The 17,256-nt window shown below is 69.6% G+C and carries 18 protein-coding genes; 5 read left to right on the top strand and 13 right to left on the bottom strand.

Annotated elements, in window-relative coordinates:
* Nucleotides 1–25: 25 nt before the first annotated feature.
* On the top strand, nt 26–667 hold the full coding sequence (locus MOQ72_RS22365; protein WP_242186645.1) for a DUF4232 domain-containing protein: 642 nt from the start codon (nt 26–28) through the stop codon (nt 665–667).
* 20 nt (nt 668–687) lie between these two features.
* Here MOQ72_RS22365 and MOQ72_RS22360 read toward each other — a convergent pair whose 3' ends face one another.
* Nucleotides 688–1,260, bottom strand: a complete 573-nt coding sequence (locus MOQ72_RS22360) for a TetR/AcrR family transcriptional regulator (RefSeq protein ID WP_242186643.1) — start codon at nt 1,258–1,260, stop codon at nt 688–690.
* A 79-nt stretch (nt 1,261–1,339) separates the two neighbouring features.
* On the opposite strand from MOQ72_RS22360, the gene MOQ72_RS22355 reads away from it, so the two are divergent.
* Complete coding sequence (locus tag MOQ72_RS22355; protein WP_242186641.1) at nt 1,340–2,302, top strand: aldo/keto reductase; 963 nt, start codon at nt 1,340–1,342, stop codon at nt 2,300–2,302.
* 39 nt (nt 2,303–2,341) lie between these two features.
* Here MOQ72_RS22355 and MOQ72_RS22350 read toward each other — a convergent pair whose 3' ends face one another.
* The 8 genes from MOQ72_RS22350 to MOQ72_RS22315 all read right to left on the bottom strand — a co-directional run bounded on the left by MOQ72_RS22350 (nt 2,342) and on the right by MOQ72_RS22315 (nt 9,162).
* The gene (locus MOQ72_RS22350) at nt 2,342–3,823 is read right to left on the bottom strand and encodes a glycoside hydrolase family protein (RefSeq protein ID WP_242186621.1); all 1,482 of its coding nucleotides are present in this window, start codon (nt 3,821–3,823) and stop codon (nt 2,342–2,344) included.
* A 124-nt stretch (nt 3,824–3,947) separates the two neighbouring features.
* The gene (gene aroQ / locus MOQ72_RS22345; RefSeq protein WP_242186619.1) at nt 3,948–4,379 is read right to left on the bottom strand and encodes a type II 3-dehydroquinate dehydratase; all 432 of its coding nucleotides are present in this window, start codon (nt 4,377–4,379) and stop codon (nt 3,948–3,950) included.
* Nucleotides 4,376–5,485: a 3-dehydroquinate synthase gene (gene aroB, locus MOQ72_RS22340; protein ID WP_242186984.1), complete on the bottom strand. Its 1,110-nt coding sequence runs from the start codon at nt 5,483–5,485 to the stop codon at nt 4,376–4,378. The genes aroQ and aroB overlap by 4 nt, the downstream gene beginning before the upstream one ends.
* Nucleotides 5,486–5,702: 217 nt before the next feature.
* Nucleotides 5,703–6,227: a shikimate kinase gene (locus tag MOQ72_RS22335; RefSeq protein ID WP_242186610.1), complete on the bottom strand. Its 525-nt coding sequence runs from the start codon at nt 6,225–6,227 to the stop codon at nt 5,703–5,705.
* Nucleotides 6,227–7,432 carry a chorismate synthase gene (aroC, locus tag MOQ72_RS22330; RefSeq protein WP_242186600.1) on the bottom strand — a complete coding sequence of 402 codons (1,206 nt, stop codon included), beginning with the start codon at nt 7,430–7,432 and terminating at the stop codon, nt 6,227–6,229. Before aroC ends, MOQ72_RS22335 begins: the two co-directional genes overlap by 1 nt.
* A gap of 224 nt (nt 7,433–7,656) precedes the next feature.
* A complete protein-coding gene (locus tag MOQ72_RS22325; protein ID WP_242186589.1) occupies nt 7,657–8,268 on the bottom strand; it encodes a prepilin peptidase in 612 nt (203 codons plus the stop codon).
* 205 nt (nt 8,269–8,473) lie between these two features.
* Nucleotides 8,474–8,929: a PTS sugar transporter subunit IIA gene (locus MOQ72_RS22320; RefSeq protein ID WP_242186586.1), complete on the bottom strand. Its 456-nt coding sequence runs from the start codon at nt 8,927–8,929 to the stop codon at nt 8,474–8,476.
* Complete coding sequence (locus MOQ72_RS22315) at nt 8,926–9,162, bottom strand: PTS sugar transporter subunit IIB (RefSeq protein WP_242186576.1); 237 nt, start codon at nt 9,160–9,162, stop codon at nt 8,926–8,928. The genes MOQ72_RS22320 and MOQ72_RS22315 overlap by 4 nt, the downstream gene beginning before the upstream one ends.
* Before the next feature lie 344 nt (nt 9,163–9,506).
* Here MOQ72_RS22315 and MOQ72_RS22310 point away from each other — a divergent pair, with 344 nt between their 5' ends.
* Genes MOQ72_RS22310 through MOQ72_RS22300 form a run of 3 tightly spaced genes read left to right on the top strand, consistent with a single transcriptional unit; the run spans nt 9,507 to nt 11,869 of the window.
* Nucleotides 9,507–10,244, top strand: coding sequence for a GntR family transcriptional regulator (locus tag MOQ72_RS22310; RefSeq protein WP_242186976.1), 738 nt, complete (start codon nt 9,507–9,509; stop codon nt 10,242–10,244).
* A 50-nt stretch (nt 10,245–10,294) separates the two neighbouring features.
* Nucleotides 10,295–11,557 (top strand): PTS transporter subunit EIIC, encoded by a 1,263-nt coding sequence (locus MOQ72_RS22305; protein WP_242186574.1) that lies wholly within the window; start codon nt 10,295–10,297, stop codon nt 11,555–11,557.
* Between the two features lie 42 nt (nt 11,558–11,599).
* Nucleotides 11,600–11,869 carry an HPr family phosphocarrier protein gene (locus tag MOQ72_RS22300; protein ID WP_242186535.1) on the top strand — a complete coding sequence of 90 codons (270 nt, stop codon included), beginning with the start codon at nt 11,600–11,602 and terminating at the stop codon, nt 11,867–11,869.
* A gap of 149 nt (nt 11,870–12,018) precedes the next feature.
* On the opposite strand, the gene MOQ72_RS22295 is transcribed toward MOQ72_RS22300, so the two are convergent.
* Genes MOQ72_RS22295 through alaS form a run of 4 tightly spaced genes read right to left on the bottom strand, consistent with a single transcriptional unit; the run spans nt 12,019 to nt 17,201 of the window.
* Entirely contained in the window at nt 12,019–12,873 is an 855-nt protein-coding gene (locus MOQ72_RS22295) for a shikimate dehydrogenase (RefSeq protein ID WP_242186533.1), read from the bottom strand.
* A complete protein-coding gene (locus MOQ72_RS22290; protein ID WP_242186528.1) occupies nt 12,860–14,062 on the bottom strand; it encodes an endolytic transglycosylase MltG in 1,203 nt (400 codons plus the stop codon). Before MOQ72_RS22290 ends, MOQ72_RS22295 begins: the two co-directional genes overlap by 14 nt.
* Nucleotides 14,059–14,532, bottom strand: a complete 474-nt coding sequence (ruvX, locus tag MOQ72_RS22285; RefSeq protein ID WP_242186511.1) for a Holliday junction resolvase RuvX — start codon at nt 14,530–14,532, stop codon at nt 14,059–14,061. The genes MOQ72_RS22290 and ruvX overlap by 4 nt, the downstream gene beginning before the upstream one ends.
* Nucleotides 14,529–17,201: an alanine--tRNA ligase gene (gene alaS / locus MOQ72_RS22280; protein ID WP_242186491.1), complete on the bottom strand. Its 2,673-nt coding sequence runs from the start codon at nt 17,199–17,201 to the stop codon at nt 14,529–14,531. The genes ruvX and alaS overlap by 4 nt, the downstream gene beginning before the upstream one ends.
* Nucleotides 17,202–17,256 lie beyond the last annotated feature (55 nt).

Genomic DNA, 17,256 nt, shown 5'->3' with positions numbered 1-17,256 from the left:
GAGTTTCGACACATCGGGAGACGAGATGATTCGAGCCAAGTTCTTCGCGATCACAGCTGCGGCGTTGGCGGTCGGCACGGTGGGCCTGAGCGCCTGCAGTCCGGGCGGATCGAGTGCGCAGGCTCCGACGGACCAGGCACCAGTTTCGCAGGCAACCGGCTCGTCCGGCGCAACGTCCGGGCTGATGGCGCAGTCCCCCACCGATCAGGAATCGGGCACCGACGCCGGGCTGTGCACGGCCGGGGACCTCCAGCTGTCGTTCGGCCGTGGCGGCGGGGCAGCCGGAACCACCTACCGGCCGCTGATCTTCACCAACACCAGCGACCAGGCGTGCGTCCTCCAAGGCTTCCCCGGCGTGTCCTACGTCGGCGGCGAGGACGGCCACCAGGTCGGTGCCGCCGCCTACCGGGACGGTTCGAAGGGACCGGCGGTCACCCTCGCCCCCGGCGACCAGGCTTCCGCCGTGATCGGTTTCGCGACCGTGGAGAACTACGAAGCCGAGGTCTGCCGACCGGAGCCGGTCAAGGGGCTGCGGATCTACCCGCCGCAGGAGACGGCGTCGATGTACATCCCGTTCGACTACGCCGAAACCGGCTGCGCCAACGAACAACTGCCCGGCAACCAGCTCACCGTGCAGACCATCCAGGCAGGCACCGGCGAGCAGTGAACCGCAGGTGAGCGGACCGCTCACCTGGGATGAGTCCGACCGGCGCCGTCGAGGAAGACTGTGGTGATGGCGGCGCCCGCCGACTCGACGCCGAGTTCACCGCGGGCGACCAGCTGCAGCGACTTCTCCAGCAGTCCGGTGAACATCTCGAACAGGACCTGCGGGCTCAGGTCCGTGCGCAGCGTGCCGTCGGCGACGCCGCGGGCGAACAGCTCGCGAATGGGGGTGGCGACCGCGCGTTCCATTTCGGCGCGGTCGCCCAACTGCTTCTTCGCACCGTGCACCAGCACCGCGTACTTGCTGCCCGCGAGGGCGGAAAGCCTTGCCAGCCGGGCAATCCCGTCGCGGACGTCGACGGTGTCGAGCTCGGCCCCGGCGATCAGCTCGCGCAGATCGGCAGTCGCGACCTCGATGAGGCCGCGCAGCAGGGCATCCCGGTTGGGGAAGTAGCGGTACAGCGTCGCCCGCCCGACTCCGGCCGCCTCGGCTATCTCGGCCATGCTCACCGCCTCGCCGCGCTCGGCGAGCACCGCTGCGGCGGTTTCGAGAATTCCGGCCGCGACCCGGTCCTGCATTGCACTGCCCTTTACCACCTACGCAGCATACTTCGCTGACTCTTCGTTTGACATGCATGCCTCGTGGTGAGACATTGATGTCTCACTGGAGGTAATCATGGACAACCGCAGACTCGGCACCACCCAGATCGAGATCAGCCCAATCGGACTCGGCTGCCTGCAGTTCGCGGGTCGCGGCCTCGCCGCGCAGTTCTACTCGTCGCCGGAGGCCATCACCGAGATCGTGCGCACCGCGCTGGACAGCGGGATCAACTGGTTCGACACCGCCGAGATGTACGGCCGAGGCGGCTCGGAACGCGCGCTCACCACCGCGCTGCACGAACTCGGCCGCAGCCCCGGTGAAGTCGTGATCGCCACCAAGTGGTCACCGGCGATGCGCATCGCGTCGAGCATCCACCGCACCATCGAAGATCGGGTCGCCGCGCTGCAGGGCTACCCCATCGACCTGCACCAGATCCACCTGCCGCACGGCGGTTTCTCCAGCATCGAACGGCAGGTCCGGGCGATGGCGGAGTTGAGCCGCGCCGGTCGGATCGCATCGGTGGGGGTCAGCAACTTCTCGGCCCGCCAGATGGAACGGGCCAGCGAGGTGCTGCGCTCCTACGGGCTCGCCCTGGCCAGCAACCAGGTGCAGATCAGCCTGCTCAAACGCGATGTGGAACGCAACGGCGTGCTGGCCACGGCACGCCGCCTGGGCGTCACGCTGATCGCCTACTCCCCGCTGCGGTCCGGCGTGCTCACCGGCAAGTTCCACGACGATCCGGCGCTGGTCAAGGCGATGCCGCGGATCCGACGACTGCTAAGCGGCCTCAGCGAGCGGGCGCTGGTCCGAACCGCCCCGCTGATCGACGAACTCCGCGCGATCGCCGAGGCCCACGGCGCCAGCATCGGACAGGTCGCACTGAGCTGGCTGATCAGCTTCTACGGCAACACCGTGGTGGCGATTCCGGGCGCGACGAAACCGCACCAGGCCAAGGAAAGCGCCGCCGCGATGAACCTCCGCCTAACCGACCAGCAACTCACCCGCCTCGACGAACTCTCCCGTTCGGGTGATGAGTGAAGGGCACCTTTGACCGGCTTACTCGGTCGAAGGTGCCCTTCACTTGGACCCGGTCGGGTGACTCAGGTCTCCGGCCGAGGCGTGCGCACCCCATTCCTGTTGGGAGACATCGACAATCGGAGAACCGTTGGCGTCGGCCACTTCTGAAGGAACCGTCCACAGTCGACCTTTGTCGTCCAGCAGTCCGACCTCGCCCTGCGGTGATCGCAATGCCTTCGTCCCAGCCGAAATCGTGGCGACCACCGGAAGATCGTCCAATGCGGACACCCGCGTCTCCAGCACCTTGGTGACCAGCTTCTCCGCGACGGAGCGGCGTTCCACGCGGATCAGCTGCCCGTCGCGCACCACGTCGACGGTACGAGCTGGCGACGGCACCGCGAAACCCGCCAGCACAGCAGCGGCCTGACTGGTCGTCGCGCATCCATTGACACCGGTCACGTCGATGCCGAAGTGCCGGATGTCGGTCGGCGCCGGAGCAGCCGCAGTAGCGCGGAGGAGGTCCACCGGAACCGTGCCACACGGGTCCGATGTGGACGCTGGGGCGTGACCGTCGGGTTGGCGGACCAGTCCCGGCCCCTCCTGCCAAGGGCCGGGCACCACCACCGGTTCGTACGGGTGGCGGGTGAAATCGCGGTCCCAGAAGGTGATCGTGGTGCCCGCCGAGGTCTGGTGCGCGATGGCGAAGGCGTCCAGCGCCGGAACCCACATCCAGTCCGCGCTGAACGCATCCACCACCGAACGGGATCGCTTGGCACTGGCAGGCTCGAAACCGGCCTCGGTCAACGTCTGCACCTGGTCGGTGAACTCGGCGTTGCGGGCGCGGAGCACGAACTGCCCGGCGCCGTTCCAACCCGCGCCGGACGCAGTCGTGTCGGTGAACATCAGGTAGAACCAGCCGTCCAGGTACAGCGCGGACGGCTGGCCCGCCCCGTAGACGTTGTCCCGGTTCACCTCGCCGGACGCCGTCACGATCGGGCCGCCACCGGCCTCCCGCCGCCACGCGAAGCCATCGGCGCTGCTGGCCACCCCGATGGCGTTGCCGTGCGCGTGGTCCCCCGCCGCACCCGTGTAATACAGGTAATAGCGACCGTCCACTTTCAACACTGACGGATCGCACGTGTGCATGCCGTCGAAACTTCCCGGCTGCCCAGCGAAAACCGGCACCGCGGGCGCGCCGCCGGGGTGTGTGAAGGGGGCATCGAGACTGCTCGAAACGGCGTGAAGGATGTCGTCCCCGGCCGGGCCGATCCCAGGCAACTGGCTGCACCACCAGGCACGGTACTGCCCGCCCTCGACCAGCACCGTCGGCCCGTAGTTGTACGGCGCGGGCAACCCGCCCGCCGCCACCACGCCAGCGCTACCGCGTTCGCCGCCAACCGAGAGCTTGATCGGCTCGCGCGGCACGTCCACCCGCGGCTCGACCTGCGGCTGCGGACCGGGCGTGCCCTCCACCTGCGTGCACCCCGCCAACAACACCGCCGACGCCAGCACGCCCACCCGCCGCAAAACCCGCTTGCTCACCCGGAACCTCCCCCCAAGCACCGCACCAACACCCAGGAGCACCCCGCTGACCCGTGCGAATGGTGCAGGTGGTGGGGGCACCAGTAGGTAACCTACTGGGTCGTCGGTGCCCCTCGCCCCAACGTCAGCCGCGTGTGTCGGCCAGCCAGCGGATCGCCAGCGGGTAACCCGCCACGCCGAGGCCCGCGATGACCGCGGTCGAGATGTCCGACAGGTAGCTGGTGTGCCGGAACTCCTCCCGCTTGTGCACGTTGGAGATGTGCAGCTCGATCAGCTCCGCGTTGAGCTGTGCCGCCGCGTCGCGCACCGCGATCGAGTAGTGCGTCCACGCGCCCGCGTTGAGCACCACCGGCCACTGCTGGTCGGCGGCCTCGTGCAGCCACTGGACCATTTCGCCTTCGTGGTCGGTCTGCCGGACCTCGACCTCGACACCCAGTTCCTTGCCGGTCCGCGCGCACATCTCGACCAGATCGGCGTACGTGGTGCTGCCGTAGACCGAGGGTTCGCGCTTGCCCAGCCGACCGAGGTTCGGCCCGTTGAGGACGAGCACCTTCACAGCAGCACCTCCGAGCTCGACTTGGCTTCGCCGCCGGTCACCGCGGAGTACGCGGCGGCGATCAGCGACGGGTCCGGGCCCTCCAGCCGACCGGGCTTGGCCAGGCCGTCGAGCACGACGAACCGCAGCGTTCCGGCGCGGGTCTTCTTGTCCACCCGCATCGCCTCCAGCAGCTGGCCGAGCGCGTCCGGGTCGTAGCTCGTGGGCAGGCCCAGCAGGTCGAGGACCCGCTTGTGCCGGTCGGCGGTCTCGTCGTCCAACCGCCCGGCCAGCCGGGCCAGCTCCGCGGCGAAGACCAGTCCGACGCTGACCGCCGCGCCGTGTCGCCAGCGGTAGCGCTCCCGGCGCTCGATGGCGTGGGCCAGGGTGTGCCCGTAGTTGAGCACCTCGCGCAGGTGCGATTCCTTCAGATCCGCGGCGACCACCTCGGCCTTGACCTTGATCGACCGGCGCACCAACTCAGCGAGCACCTCGCCGCCGGGGTCGGTGGCGGCGGCCGGGTCGGCTTCGATGAGCCGCAGGATCTCCGGGTCGGCGATGAAACCGGCCTTGACGATCTCGGCCATGCCCGCGACGAGTTCGTTGTGCGGCAGGCCCTCCAAGGTCGCCAGGTCGGCCAGCACCAGGCTCGGCTCGTGGAACAGGCCGACCAGGTTCTTGCCGGTCTCGGTGTTGATGCCGGTCTTGCCGCCGATCGCGGCGTCCACCATGCCCAGCAAGGTGGTCGGCACGTGCACCACGCGGACCCCGCGCATCCACGTCCCGGCGACGAAACCGGCGATGTCGGTGACCGCGCCACCGCCGAAGGAGACCACCACACCGCTGCGGTCCATGCCGATCTTGCCGAGAACTTCCCAGCAGAACCCGGCCACCTGGAGGCTCTTGCCGTCCTCGGCGTCGGGGATCTCCACCCGGTGCGCGTCCACCCCGGCCTCGGCCAGCTCATCGCGCACCGCTTCTACGGTGTTGGTGATGGTGGGCTGGTGCACCAGCGCCACCACCGATGCGTCGCGCAGGTAGTCGACGAGCTCGCCGAGCAGTCCCCGGCCGACCACCACGTCGTAGGGCTGCTGGCTGGCCACCCTGATCCGCACCGGTTCGGTCATCATCGTCCCTTCGGCAAAGAGAGTGCTGGGCTCGTGCTGCGGGTCGGCGTCCCCACCGGACTCCGCTCGGTCCGAGGTCCCCGACTCGTGCATGTCCAATACTCCACGTCGAGACCGTCCTCCCGCAGCGACATTCGAGAACCCGCGGCAGCGCGAAACGGCTTCGCACGTGCAGTCGAACGCATCCCACTTCCCATCCGCGGCGGCCTCGTCCTGATCAGCTGGATGGGGCGCTGCTCGCCGACAGCGCGGCGATCACCCGGTCCACGACCTCGTCGGGGCCCACGTGATCGGTGGCGATCTCCACCGCGGCCGCCGAACGGTAGATGGGCAGCCGCGCCTCCAACAGCGCTTTGAACGTGGCGCGGGGGTTCACCCCGGCCAACAGCGGTCGCGCGGTGGACAGCCCCACGCGCTTGGCACCTTCGGACAGCCCGACCGACAGGAAGACCACGGGATGCCCGGCCAGGCGCTCGCGGGTGCGATCGGAGAGCACCGAGCCGCCGCCCAGCGCCAGCACGCCGTCGTGTTCCCGCAGCGCTGTGGCGACCGCTTCTTCTTCCATCGCCCGGAACACCGGCTCGCCGTCGTTGGCGAAGATGTCGGCGATGGGCCGCCCCGCCGTCCGCACGATGTCGTCGTCGGTGTCCCGGAACGCCACGCCGAGCCGCTTCGCCAGCAGCTGACCGATCGTCGTCTTCCCCGCGCCCGGCGGGCCGATCACCACTGCGCGCGGCGCCATCACCGCACCTGCCGCTTCTCGGCGCGCTCCCGCAGCGAGGCCAGGTAGCCCTCGACGTTGCGGCGGGTCTCCGGCAGGGAGTCGCCACCGAACTTCTCCAACGTCGCCTCGGCCAGGACCAACGCGACCATCGTCTCGGCGACCACCGCGGCGCGCGGCACCGCTGTGATGTCGGAGCGCTGGTGCATCGCCTGCGCGGGCTCGCCGGTAGCCATGTCCACAGTGGCCAGTGCGCGCGGCAGGCTGGAGATCGGTTTCTTGGCCGCGCGGACGATCAGCGGCTCGCCGTTGGTGATGCCGCCTTCCAGGCCGCCCGCCCGGTTGCTGCCGCGCCGGACCCACTTGGCGCCCTGGTCGGGGTAGATCTCGTCGTGCGCCGCGCTGCCGCGCCGATGCGCGTTGGCGAAGCCCTCGCCGATCTCGACGCCCTTGATCGCCTGGATGCTCATCAGCGCCCCGGCCAGCCGCGCATCGAGCTTGCGGTCCCAATGCACGTGGGAGCCGATGCCCGGAGGCAGGCCGTAGGCGATGACTTCGACGACGCCACCGAGGGTGTCGCCGTCCTTGCGGGCCGCTTCGACCTCGGCCATCATCCGCTCGGTCGCCTCGTCGCCGAAGGCGCGCACCGGGTTGTGGTCGATCGCGTCCAGGTCGTCCGGCCCTGGCAGCACACCCTGTTCGGCGTCCACGCCACCCAGGCTGATCACGTGGCTGACGATCTCGACCCCGAGCGACTGCGAGAGGAACTGCCGGGCGACCGTGCCGACCGCCACCCGCGCGGCCGTCTCGCGGGCGCTGGCCCGCTCCAGCACCGGTCGGGCCTCGTCGAAGCCGTACTTCTGCATCCCGGCGAGGTCGGCGTGCCCGGGTCGCGGCCTGGTCAGCGGCGCGTTGCGGGCCAGCGACGACAGCACGTCCTCGTCGACCGGATCGGCGGCCATCACCTGCTCCCACTTGGGCCACTCGGTGTTGGCGATGCGGATCGCGACCGGCCCGCCCTGGGTCCGGCCGTGCCGGATACCACCGACCAGTTCCAGCTCGTCGGCCTCGAAGTTCATCCGCGGGCTACGCCCGAAGCCGAGCTTGCGCCGCTCCAACTGGGTCGCGATGTCGGTGGAGGTCACCTCGACCCCGGCCACCATGCCTTCCAGCACCGCCACCAAGGCGGGGCCGTGCGATTCTCCAGCGGTCATCCAGCGCAGCACACATAGATCCTGCCACGTCAGCCCCCCGACGAGCCGGGCCGGGGGTCCCGGTCGTGAGTACGAAACCGGCCTCCAACCCGGCCACGCACTCACGACCCCATTCAGGTGACGAGTGAAGGGCACCTTTGACCGAGCAAGCCGGTAAATGGTGCCCTTCACCTCGTTCCCGTCACCCGGTGGTGCCGCAAGGGACAGGAGGATTCGGTTCAGCGCGGGTGGGTTCGTCATGGCCATGGTGGGAAGGTGGTGGCGAGCCAGGCCGGGGCGAGCATGGCCGGGCCGTGCGGGATTCCGCCTCGGCGCAGGCACACCGCCGCCACCAGCGTTGTTGCCGCCGCAGCGACCATCACCACCAGCACCGCCGTCAACGACACCGCACCCACCACCGCACCGAGGCTGCCCGCCAGCTTGACGTCACCCGGTCCCATCGCGCTCGATGACACCACGCGCACCAGCAGGTACACGCCGAAGAACAACAACGCGCCACCGACCGTTCCGATCAGGACTCCGGGCCGGTGCACCGCCGCGACGGCCAGCAGTACCGCTGCCACCGGATATGCGGGCAGGGTCAGGACATCGGGCAGCCGTGCGGCGAGCACATCGCACACCGTCAGCAACACCGCAAGCCAACCGAGCAGCAGCGGAACCGCCGCCCACCACAACGGCATCCCGGCGGCAGCGCGGAACGCGACGACTGTCCACAACAGCCCCACCGCCACCTCGCACCACAGCCGAGGTGGCCTGACTCCCCTGCGCGCTCGGCACAGCAGCAGCCGTCCCAGCCGTCCCGCACCGAATCCCGCTGCACCACCGACGATTCCGATCAACATGAACATCGCGTCAGCCTCGATCGAGCAGCACCGCGCCGCCAGCACCCCGCCCGCGAAGGTGCGCGTGTCGGCACGGGTTCGTGAGTGGTAATAGCCGCTATGACAGCCACAACCGCTCACGAACCCGATCGAGCGCTCCGCAACAGGGGTGAGGGGCACCCGTGACCATGTAACTGGGTCACAGGTGCCCCTCACCCCGATGCCGAACGGGTCAGGCGTCCACTGTGAACAGGGGGTCGCCAGCGAGGACCTGGCCGTCTTCGCGGAGGTCGGCCAGCGTCTCCGCCGCCACGTCCAGGGCGACGATCGGGCAGATCGACGAATACCCGTGCGACTCCACCTCGCTGGGATTCCAGCTGACGATGCGCTGGCCCGCTTCGACGGCGTCGCCCTTGGCCACGTGCACGGTGAAGCCCTCGCCCTTGAGCTTCACGGTGTCGATGCCCAGGTGCACCAGGATCGCGGCACCGCCGGGCGAGGCGATCACGAACGCGTGCGGGTGCAGGGTCGCGACCTTCCCAGCCACCGGCGCGACGGCGTCGGCCCGTCCGCCAGACGGCTGCACCGCTACCCCAGGACCCACCATGGCCTGCGAGAACACCGGGTCAGGCACCTCGCTGAGCGCGGTGGCCAGGCCCGCGACCGGGCTGCCGACCTCGACGCTCACATCAGGTCCTCGATGTCCCCGGCCAGCGTGTCCGCCTCCGGCCCCACCACGACCTGCACGACCGAGCCCTGCTTCATCACGCCATGCGCACCGGCGGCCTTCAGGGCCGCCTCGTCGATCTTGGAACCGTCCTCGACTTCGCAGCGCAGCCTTGTGATGCACGGTTCGATCTCCACCACGTTGTCCCCGCCGCCAAGTGCGGCCAAGATCGCCGCGGCCTTGTCCTGAGCCACCCCGTGCTCCCTTCGTCCTCCGACGACGCGGGCCTGCGCGCCGCGCCGCGACGATCTTGCGTTACTCGGTGTCGATGCGGCAACGAAATCCGGGCCGTCTTGACACCCGATCGCATGACGGCGCATTGTTCGCAACCGACTGGTTTAGACCGGACAGTACCAACAGGGTGACGCCGGTGAACAGCACCGGATGAAACCACGATCCGATCCGCTCATGTTCGACCTGGTGCCGGTAGTCCACAAGGCACCAGACGTGGTGTTCTGCAAGACCGTTGGAGGCAGTGGTGGCGGCACGGCGAACCGCGGACCGCGGTCAGCGCGCTGAGGTGCTGCGCGACGGTCCGATGCCCAAGCACGCCCAACTGCGGGAAATCCTGCGCGGGCTGGCGAATTCGGAGCTGCTGCCAGGATCGCCGGTGCCCTCCGAACGCGACCTCGCCCTGCGCTACGGGGTGTCCCGGCTGACCGTCCGCGAGGCGGTCGGACAGCTCGTCGCCGAGGGCCTGCTGGTGCGGGTCCGCGGCAAGGGCACCTTCACCACCCGGCCGCGGGTGGACTCCCAACTGCACCTCGCCTCGTTCACCGAGGACATGCGCCGCCGCGGCATGCGCCCAGAAACAGAGGTGCTCGAAGCCGCCGAGGCGATCCCACCGCCCCGCACCGCCGAAGCGCTGGGCATCGACCCCGACCAGCGCGCGTACTGGCTGTACCGGCTGCGCAAGGCCGACGGAGCGCCGATGGCGGTGGAGCGCGGCTGGTACCACTCCGGGATGCTGCCGCGGCTGCTCGACCACGACCTGACCGCCTCGCTGTACACACTGCTGGCCCGCCGCTACGACGTGCAGCTGGAAAGTGGTACGCAGACCGTGCTGGCCGAAGGCGCCGACGCCGAGACCGCGCGGTTGCTCGGGGTGCGCACCGGCAGCCCCGTCCTGGTGTTCCGCCGGATCGCCACGGCCCAGGGCCAACCGGTCGAAGACATGACTTCCTGGTATCGCGGCGACCTGTACCAGGTAACCATGCAACTGGACCGCGATCCCAGCGGCTCCGGTCACAACCGCCCGTCCATGCGGCCCACCTGACCGGGGCCGACCACCAGACCACTCGGTGTCCACGACACAGGAGGTATCCGATGAGTGCCAGCACCACCACGGCACGCGGCAACAGGAAGGGTTTCGCCCTGCTGCAACGGCTGGGCCGGAGCCTGATGCTGCCGATCGCCGTTCTGCCCGCCGCCGCGCTGCTGGCCCGACTCGGCCAGCCCGACCTGCTCGGCGAGGAGGGACTCGGGCGGGCCTTGCCCTGGTTGCAGCCGGTGGCCGGGGTGATCGGCGCGGCCGGTAACGCGCTGTTCGACAACCTGCCGATTCTGTTCGCAATCGGCGTCGCGATCGGCTTCGCCAAGAAGGCCGACGGCTCGACGGCGCTGGCCGCGGCCGTCGGCTACCTGGTGCTGTCCGGGGTGCTGTGGGAGATCACCGGCACCGAGGCGGACACGTCCCTCAACAAGGGCCCGTACGGCGTGCTCGGCGGCATCGTCGCCGGGTTGACCGCGGCCTGGCTGTGGCAGCGGTACCACCGCATCAAACTGCCCGACTACCTGGGCTTCTTCGGCGGGCGCCGATTCGTGCCGATCATCACCGCGTTCGCCATGGTGATCGCCGGGGTCGTGCTCGGTCTGCTGTTCCCGATCTTCGACGCCGTGCTGACCGCCTTCAGCGACGCGGTGACCCAGAACGCCGTTCTCGGCGGCGGCATCTACGGCGTGATCAACCGGCTGCTGCTGCCGTTCGGACTGCACCACATCCCGAACAACGTGGTGTGGTTCCTCTTCGGCGACTACCACGGTGAGAAGGGCGACATCGCGCGGTTCTTCGCTGGTGACCCGACCGCGGGCACCTTCATGACCGGCTTCTTCCCGATCTTCATGTTCGCCCTGCCCGCCGCGGCGCTGGCGATCTGGCAGTGCGCGAAGCCGTCGCAGCGCAAGATCGTCGGCGGCGTGATGATCTCGGTGGCGCTCACCTCGTTCCTCACCGGCATCACCGAGCCGCTGGAGTTCTCGTTCATCTTCGTGGCCTGGCCGCTGCTGCTGATCCACGCGGTGCTCACCGGCACCTCGCTGGCGCTGGTCAACGCGCTGGACATCCACACCGGGTTCGGGTTCTCCGCGGGCGCCATCGACTACCTGCTGAACTTCGGCATCTCGCAGAACTCGCTGTGGCTGATCCCGATCGGTCTGGTCTACGCGGTCATCTACTACTTCGCGTTCCGCTTCGTGATCACCAAGTGGCAGCTGCGCACTCCGGGCCGTGAGGAGGACGACAACGACACGGGCGCGGTGGCTGCGGATAATGCCGGTGGGGACGCCACGCCGGACCCCGAGAAGAGCTGATCCCCGGCGTTCGTTCCCGATTCCCCCGACGAACGGAGAGCCATGCTGGAGCGACGGGTAACCGTGGCTAGCAAAGTGGGGCTGCATGCGCGGCCAGCGGCACTCGTGGCCAAGGCCGCCGCAGCGCAGTCCGTCCCGATCACCATCCGCAAGGACGACACGGATCCGGTGGAGGCGGGCAGCATCCTCGGCCTGATGACCCTGGGTGCGGCCTACGGTGACGAGGTGGTGCTCGCCGCCGAGGGCGAAGGCGCCGAAGCCGCGCTGGAGCACATGGCCGAACTGGTCGCCTCCGACCTCGACAACAACTGAAACCATCCCCCGACTGAACGGCCCCTCTTCCCGGGGGGCCGTTCGTATGAGTTCACCGAGCGCGCGCCGTTCAGGTGAGAGGTGAAGGGCACCTTTTACCCAGTTACTTGGCAAGAGGCGCCCTTCACCTCGCCGCACCAGTGCCGGTGTCAGAGCGGGAGCGGGACTTCGCCGCCGGTGGCGGCGGCGAGGGCCTCGCGCATGGCTTCGCGGGGCGCGGTCCGCCCGGTGAACTGCTCCACCTGGCCGAACGCCTGGTGCAGCAGCATGTCCAGACCGGTGGCGATCCGCCCACCGGTCGCGGTGACCGCGGTGGCCAGCGGCGTCGGCCACGGGTGGTAGACCACGTCCAGCACGCACGCGGCCTTCGCAAGCTCAGCCGCTCGCGCGTCCAGCGCTCCCGCTGGCAGCGTCGACACCACGACGTCCGCCGCTGCCGCGGCGTCCGCGAGCGACACGCGGTCCAGCCGCTCGACGCGCACCCGCACTCCGACGCGCTCCGCGGTCTCCGCCGCGTCGCGCGCTCGCGCGGGCTCGCGCACCGCGAGCGTCGCTTCGCCGATCCCGAGCTCCGCGAATGCCGCCAGGGTCGCGGCGGCGGTGCCGCCCGCTCCCAAGATCAGTCCACTGTGGCCGGTGGTGAACCCGCCAGCACAACGCAGCGCACCGACGACTCCGTCGACGTCGGTGCTGTCCGCGCGCCAACTCCCATCTGCTTGGTGCACCAGCGTGTTCGCCACGCCGACGGCCACGGCCCGCTCGCTGGCCTCGCTCGCGACCCGCAGCGCCGCCCGCTTGCCGGGCATGGTCACCGACAGCCCGACCCACTCCGGGCCGAGCCCGGCGACGAACTCGACCAGCCGGTCCGCGTCGGCCTCCACCCGCTCGTAGGTCCAGTCGTGCAGACCGAGCGCGGCATAGGCGGCGCCGTGCAGCACCGGGGACAGCGAGTGCTCGATCGGCGAACCGAGCACTGCTGCCCGGCGTGGCTCAGAACGCGCCACGTGCCCGTGCCTCGGCGATGTAGGCATCGTGCTGTTCCTGGGTGTCGGCGAAGCAGGAGGTGCCGTCCGGGTAGCACTTCACGAAGTACCGCCAATTGCCCTCGGCGGGCTTCTCCGCAGCGGCGACCGCTTCCTTGCTGATCGCCGAGATCGGCGTCGGTGGCAGGCCGTAGTTCTGGTAGGTGTTGTACGGGCCCGGCCGGTCCCGGTCTTCCGGCCTGGTCAGCAGGGTCGGCTTGTCCAGCGGGTAGTTGATCGTGGAGTCCAGCCCGAGGTGCATGGCGGGCGGCGCCAGGCGGTTCTGGATCACCCGCGACACCTGCGGGAAGTCCTTGGTGATGCCTTCGCTCTGCACCAGCGATGCGATGGTGAGCAGCTGGTACGGGCTGAAGCGGGTGCCCTCGGCGGCCTGCGGCAGCCCGGCGACCTCCAATGCCGCCGCGGACCGGGTGACCACGTCGCGCAGCACGTTCTCCGCGCTCTCACCCGGCTTCACGTCGTAGAGGCCGGGCATGATCAGCCCTTCCAGCCGCCGCTTGGGTTCGGCCCTGGAGGCGTCCGCGATGGCCCACTCCGGCACGCCCAGCGAAGCCAGGTCGGCCGTCTCGGCGACCCGGTGCATCTCCTCCGGCGTGGTGCACTTGGCGTTGGCCCCGGCGCAGGTCGCCTCGGCGAGGCGCCGCAGGATGCCGGGGGTGTGCCCGCCGTCGGGCGCCAGCTGGTCCTCCAGCCGCATGCCGCCCCGGATGTCCACCCGGCCGACCTTCGCGTCCATGGACAGGATGTGCGCCACGGCCGCTTCGCCGGACATCTTGTTGCGCATCAGGTAGTAGCCCGGCTGGATGCTGTTGATCTGCCGGTTGTCCTCGGCGGCCTTGGTGAACGCCTTGGTGCTGGCGACCACGTCCCGGTCGGCGAGGGTGCGACCGATGGCGCTGACCGTGTCGCCGGATTTGACCTCGATGACGACGTCGCCAGCGCCCTCGCCTTCGTAGTCGTCGTAGCTGCCGATCTGCATGATCTGGCTGGCCCCGTAGAGCACCCCGGAACCGACCAGCAGCAGCACGAACAGGCCCGCCACCGCGGTCACTATTCGACGTCGTTTGCGGCGGCGGAACCGTTCCGGATCTGGGGCGCGCCGCCGTCGCTCACCGGGCTCGTCCGCGAACAGTCCGAGATCGTCGGTCACGAAAGTTCCTCTCGTGTCGTCTGCCCCCGGCCGTCCAACCATGCCTGCAGAATCTCCACCGCTGCCGCCTGATCCACCACGGCGCGCTGCTTCTTCCCCCGCACGCCGCGTTGCGACAGCATCCGGCTGGCCGTCACGGTGGTCAGCCGCTCGTCGGCGAACCGCACCGGCACCGGTGCGATCCGTTCCGCGAGCGCCGCCCCGTACGCCTGCGCCGTTTCCGCTGCAGTTCCGTGCCGACCCGCCAGCGTCTTGGGCAGGCCGACCACGACTTCCACCACCTCGTGTTCGGCCACGAGCTCGGCCAGCTGACCGAGGTCGTGACCTCCGACGGCGTCCCGCTGCAAGGTGATCAGCGGGGTCGCCAGCATCGGGGCGGGGTCGCTGAGCGCGACACCGACCCGGACCGCACCGACGTCAACGCCGAGTCGACGTCCCGGTCCGGGGTCCGCCTGCCGGTGCTCGTTCACCCGTTCGCCACCACCTGGTCCAGCGTCACGCGCAGCGCTTCGATCGCCGCCGTGATGCCCGCCGGGTTCGAACCGCCGCCCTGCGCCATGTCCGGCTTGCCGCCGCCACGACCGCTGACCTCGCTGGCGAAGCCGGGCACCAGCTTGCCCGCCGCGATGCCCTTGTCCTGCGCCGCGTCGTTGACGCCGACGACGAAGCTGACCTTCTGCTCGTCCGCGGAGAACAGCGCCACCACGGCGGGCCGGGAACCGATCCGACCCCGGATCTCACCGGCCAGCGCGCGCAGCGCGTTGCCGTCCACACCGTCCGGCACCTGCTCGGCAACCAGCGTCACGCCGTGCACGTCCATGCCCTTGTCGGCGAGTTGGCCAGCGGATCGCAAGACCTGGGCGATGCGCAGCTGCTGCAACTCCTTCTCGGCGCTGCGCAGCCGGGACACGACGCCCTGGATGCGCTCCGGCAGCTCCTCGGCGGGCACCTTGAACTGCTCGGCGAGCTGGCTGACCAACAGGTGCTCCTTGCTGATGTGGCGCATCGCGTCCATGCCGACCAGCGCTTCGACGCGGTGCACGCCAGCGCCCACCGAGGAGTCGGCGACCAGCTTGACCACCCCGAGGCGGGCGATGCTCGGCACGTGGGTGCCACCGCACAGCTCGCGGGAGTAGTCGCCCATCTCCACGACTCGGACCCGGTCGCCGTACTTCTCGCCGAACAGCGCCACCGCGCCGAGCTCCATGGCCCGGTCCATCGTCGTGACGAAGTCCCGCACCTCGACGTCGGTCTGCAGGTAGTCGTTGACCTCTTCCTCGACCCCGGTGAGCACCTCCGGGGACACCGAAGTCGGGACGGTGAAGTCGAAGCGCATCCGGCCGGGCGAGTTCAGCGAACCGGCCTGCGCGGCCCGTTTGCCGTAGGCGCCGCGCACCGCCGCGTGCACGAGGTGCGTCGCGGAGTGCGAGCGCTCGATGGCGTGCCGACGCGCCACGTCCACAGCGGCCTCCAGCGTGGTGTCCACGCCGAGTTCGCCTTCGACCACCTTGGCGCGGTGCACGAACAGACCCGGCACCGCGCGCTGCACGTCGTGCACCTCGACGGCCACTCCGGGGCCGACCAGCCGACCGGTGTCGGCGATCTGGCCGCCGCCCTCGGCGTAGAACGGGGTGCGGTCCAGCACCAGCTCGACATCGGTGCCCGCCGCGGCGGACTTCACCGGCTGACCGTCCACCAGCAGGCCCAGCACCCGGCTGTGCGACTGCAGATCGGTGTAGCCGAGGAACTCGGTGGTGCCGTGCTGGTCCAGCAGCGTCCGGTAGGTCGACAGGTCGCCGTGCCCGCTCTTGCGCGCCTTGGCGTCCTCCTTGGCCCGGCGGCGCTGCTCGGACATCAGGTTCCGGAAGCCCTGCTCGTCCACGGTCAGGCCCTGCTCGGCGGCCATCTCCAGGGTCAGGTCGATCGGGAAGCCGTAGGTGTCGTGCAGCTGGAACGCCTTGTCCCCGGCGAGCTGCTTGCCACCGGCCTGCTTGGTGTCGGCCACCGCCATGTCGAAGATCTTCGAACCTGCGGTCAGCGTGGCCCGGAAGGCGTCCTCCTCGTTGCGCATCACCGAGTCGATCCGGTCGAACTCGGCGACCAACTCGGGGTAGCTCGGTGCCATCGCGTCCCGCACGACCTTGCTGAACTCGCCGAGCACCGGCTCCTGCACGCCCAGCAGTCGGGTGGAGCGGATGATGCGGCGCAGCAGCCGCCGCAGCACGTAGCCGCGCGCCTCGTTGCCGGGGGTGACACCGTCGCCGATCAGCATCACGCCGGAGCGGGCGTGGTCGGCGATGACGCGGAACCGCACGTCATCGTCGTGACTGGCGCCATAGCGGCGGCCGGAGAGCTCCTCGGCCTTGGCGATCACCGGCCGGACCAGGTCCGTTTCGTAGACGTTCTCCACGCCCTGCAGCAGGCATGCCACCCGCTCGACGCCCATGCCGGTGTCGATGTTCTTGGTGGGCAACTCGCCGATCGGCGGGTGCCCTTCCTTCGGCGGCAGCTCACCCCGGATGTCCTGCATGAACACCAGGTTCCAGATCTCGATGTAGCGGTCCTCGTCGGCGATCGGACCGCCTTCGCGCCCGTACGCGGGACCGCGGTCGTAGTAGATCTCCGAGCTCGGACCGCCGGGACCGGGCACGCCCATGTCCCAGTAGTTGTCCTTGGCGCCGCGGGCCTGGATCCGCTCGGCGGGCATGCCGGTGATCTTCTGCCACAGCCCGGCGGCTTCGTCGTCGCCCTCGTAGACGGTGGCCCACAACCGCGCCGGGTCGAGGCCGTAGCCGCCGTCGGCCTGCGACCTGGTGATCAGTTCCCAGGCGTGCTCGATGGCGCCCGCCTTGAAGTAGTCGCCGAAGGAGAAGTTGCCCGCCATCTGGAAGAACGTGTTGTGCCGGGTGGTCTTGCCGACCTCGTCGATATCGCCGGTGCGCACGCACTTCTGGATGCTGGTGGCCCGCGGGTACGGCGCCGGGGCCTCACCCAGGAAGTAGGGCTTGAACTGCACCATTCCGGCGTTGACGAACAGCAGGGTCGGGTCGTCCAGGATGAGCGAAGCGCTGGGTACCACGGTGTGCCCGCGGCTGCGGAAATGCTCGATGAACCGATCGTTGATCTCGTGGGTCTGCACGGTAAGTCCTCGGGAGTTCAGGTAACGGACACGGCTGCGGGTATCGGCGAACGGC

The organism is Saccharopolyspora soli, assembly GCF_022678645.1.
Lineage (GTDB): Bacteria > Actinomycetota > Actinomycetes > Mycobacteriales > Pseudonocardiaceae > Saccharopolyspora > Saccharopolyspora soli.
Note: the sequence above shows the minus strand (reverse complement) of the source record. Positions and strands in the feature narration are given on the sequence as shown.

Excerpts from the sequence above, each read along its gene's own strand:
- MOQ72_RS22310 (WP_242186976.1), top strand. The coding sequence starts at position 9,507 with ATGCCCAAGCACGCCCAACTGCGGGAAATCCTGCGCGGGCTGGCGAAT.
- MOQ72_RS22305 (WP_242186574.1), top strand. The coding sequence starts at position 10,295 with ATGAGTGCCAGCACCACCACGGCACGCGGCAACAGGAAGGGTTTCGCC.
- MOQ72_RS22365 (WP_242186645.1), top strand. The coding sequence starts at position 26 with ATGATTCGAGCCAAGTTCTTCGCGATCACAGCTGCGGCGTTGGCGGTC.
- MOQ72_RS22300 (WP_242186535.1), top strand. The coding sequence starts at position 11,600 with ATGCTGGAGCGACGGGTAACCGTGGCTAGCAAAGTGGGGCTGCATGCG.
- aroB (WP_242186984.1), bottom strand. The coding sequence starts at position 5,485 with ATGACCGAACCGGTGCGGATCAGGGTGGCCAGCCAGCAGCCCTACGAC.
- MOQ72_RS22335 (WP_242186610.1), bottom strand. The coding sequence starts at position 6,227 with ATGGCGCCGCGCGCAGTGGTGATCGGCCCGCCGGGCGCGGGGAAGACG.
- MOQ72_RS22325 (WP_242186589.1), bottom strand. The coding sequence starts at position 8,268 with ATGTTCATGTTGATCGGAATCGTCGGTGGTGCAGCGGGATTCGGTGCG.
- MOQ72_RS22355 (WP_242186641.1), top strand. The coding sequence starts at position 1,340 with ATGGACAACCGCAGACTCGGCACCACCCAGATCGAGATCAGCCCAATC.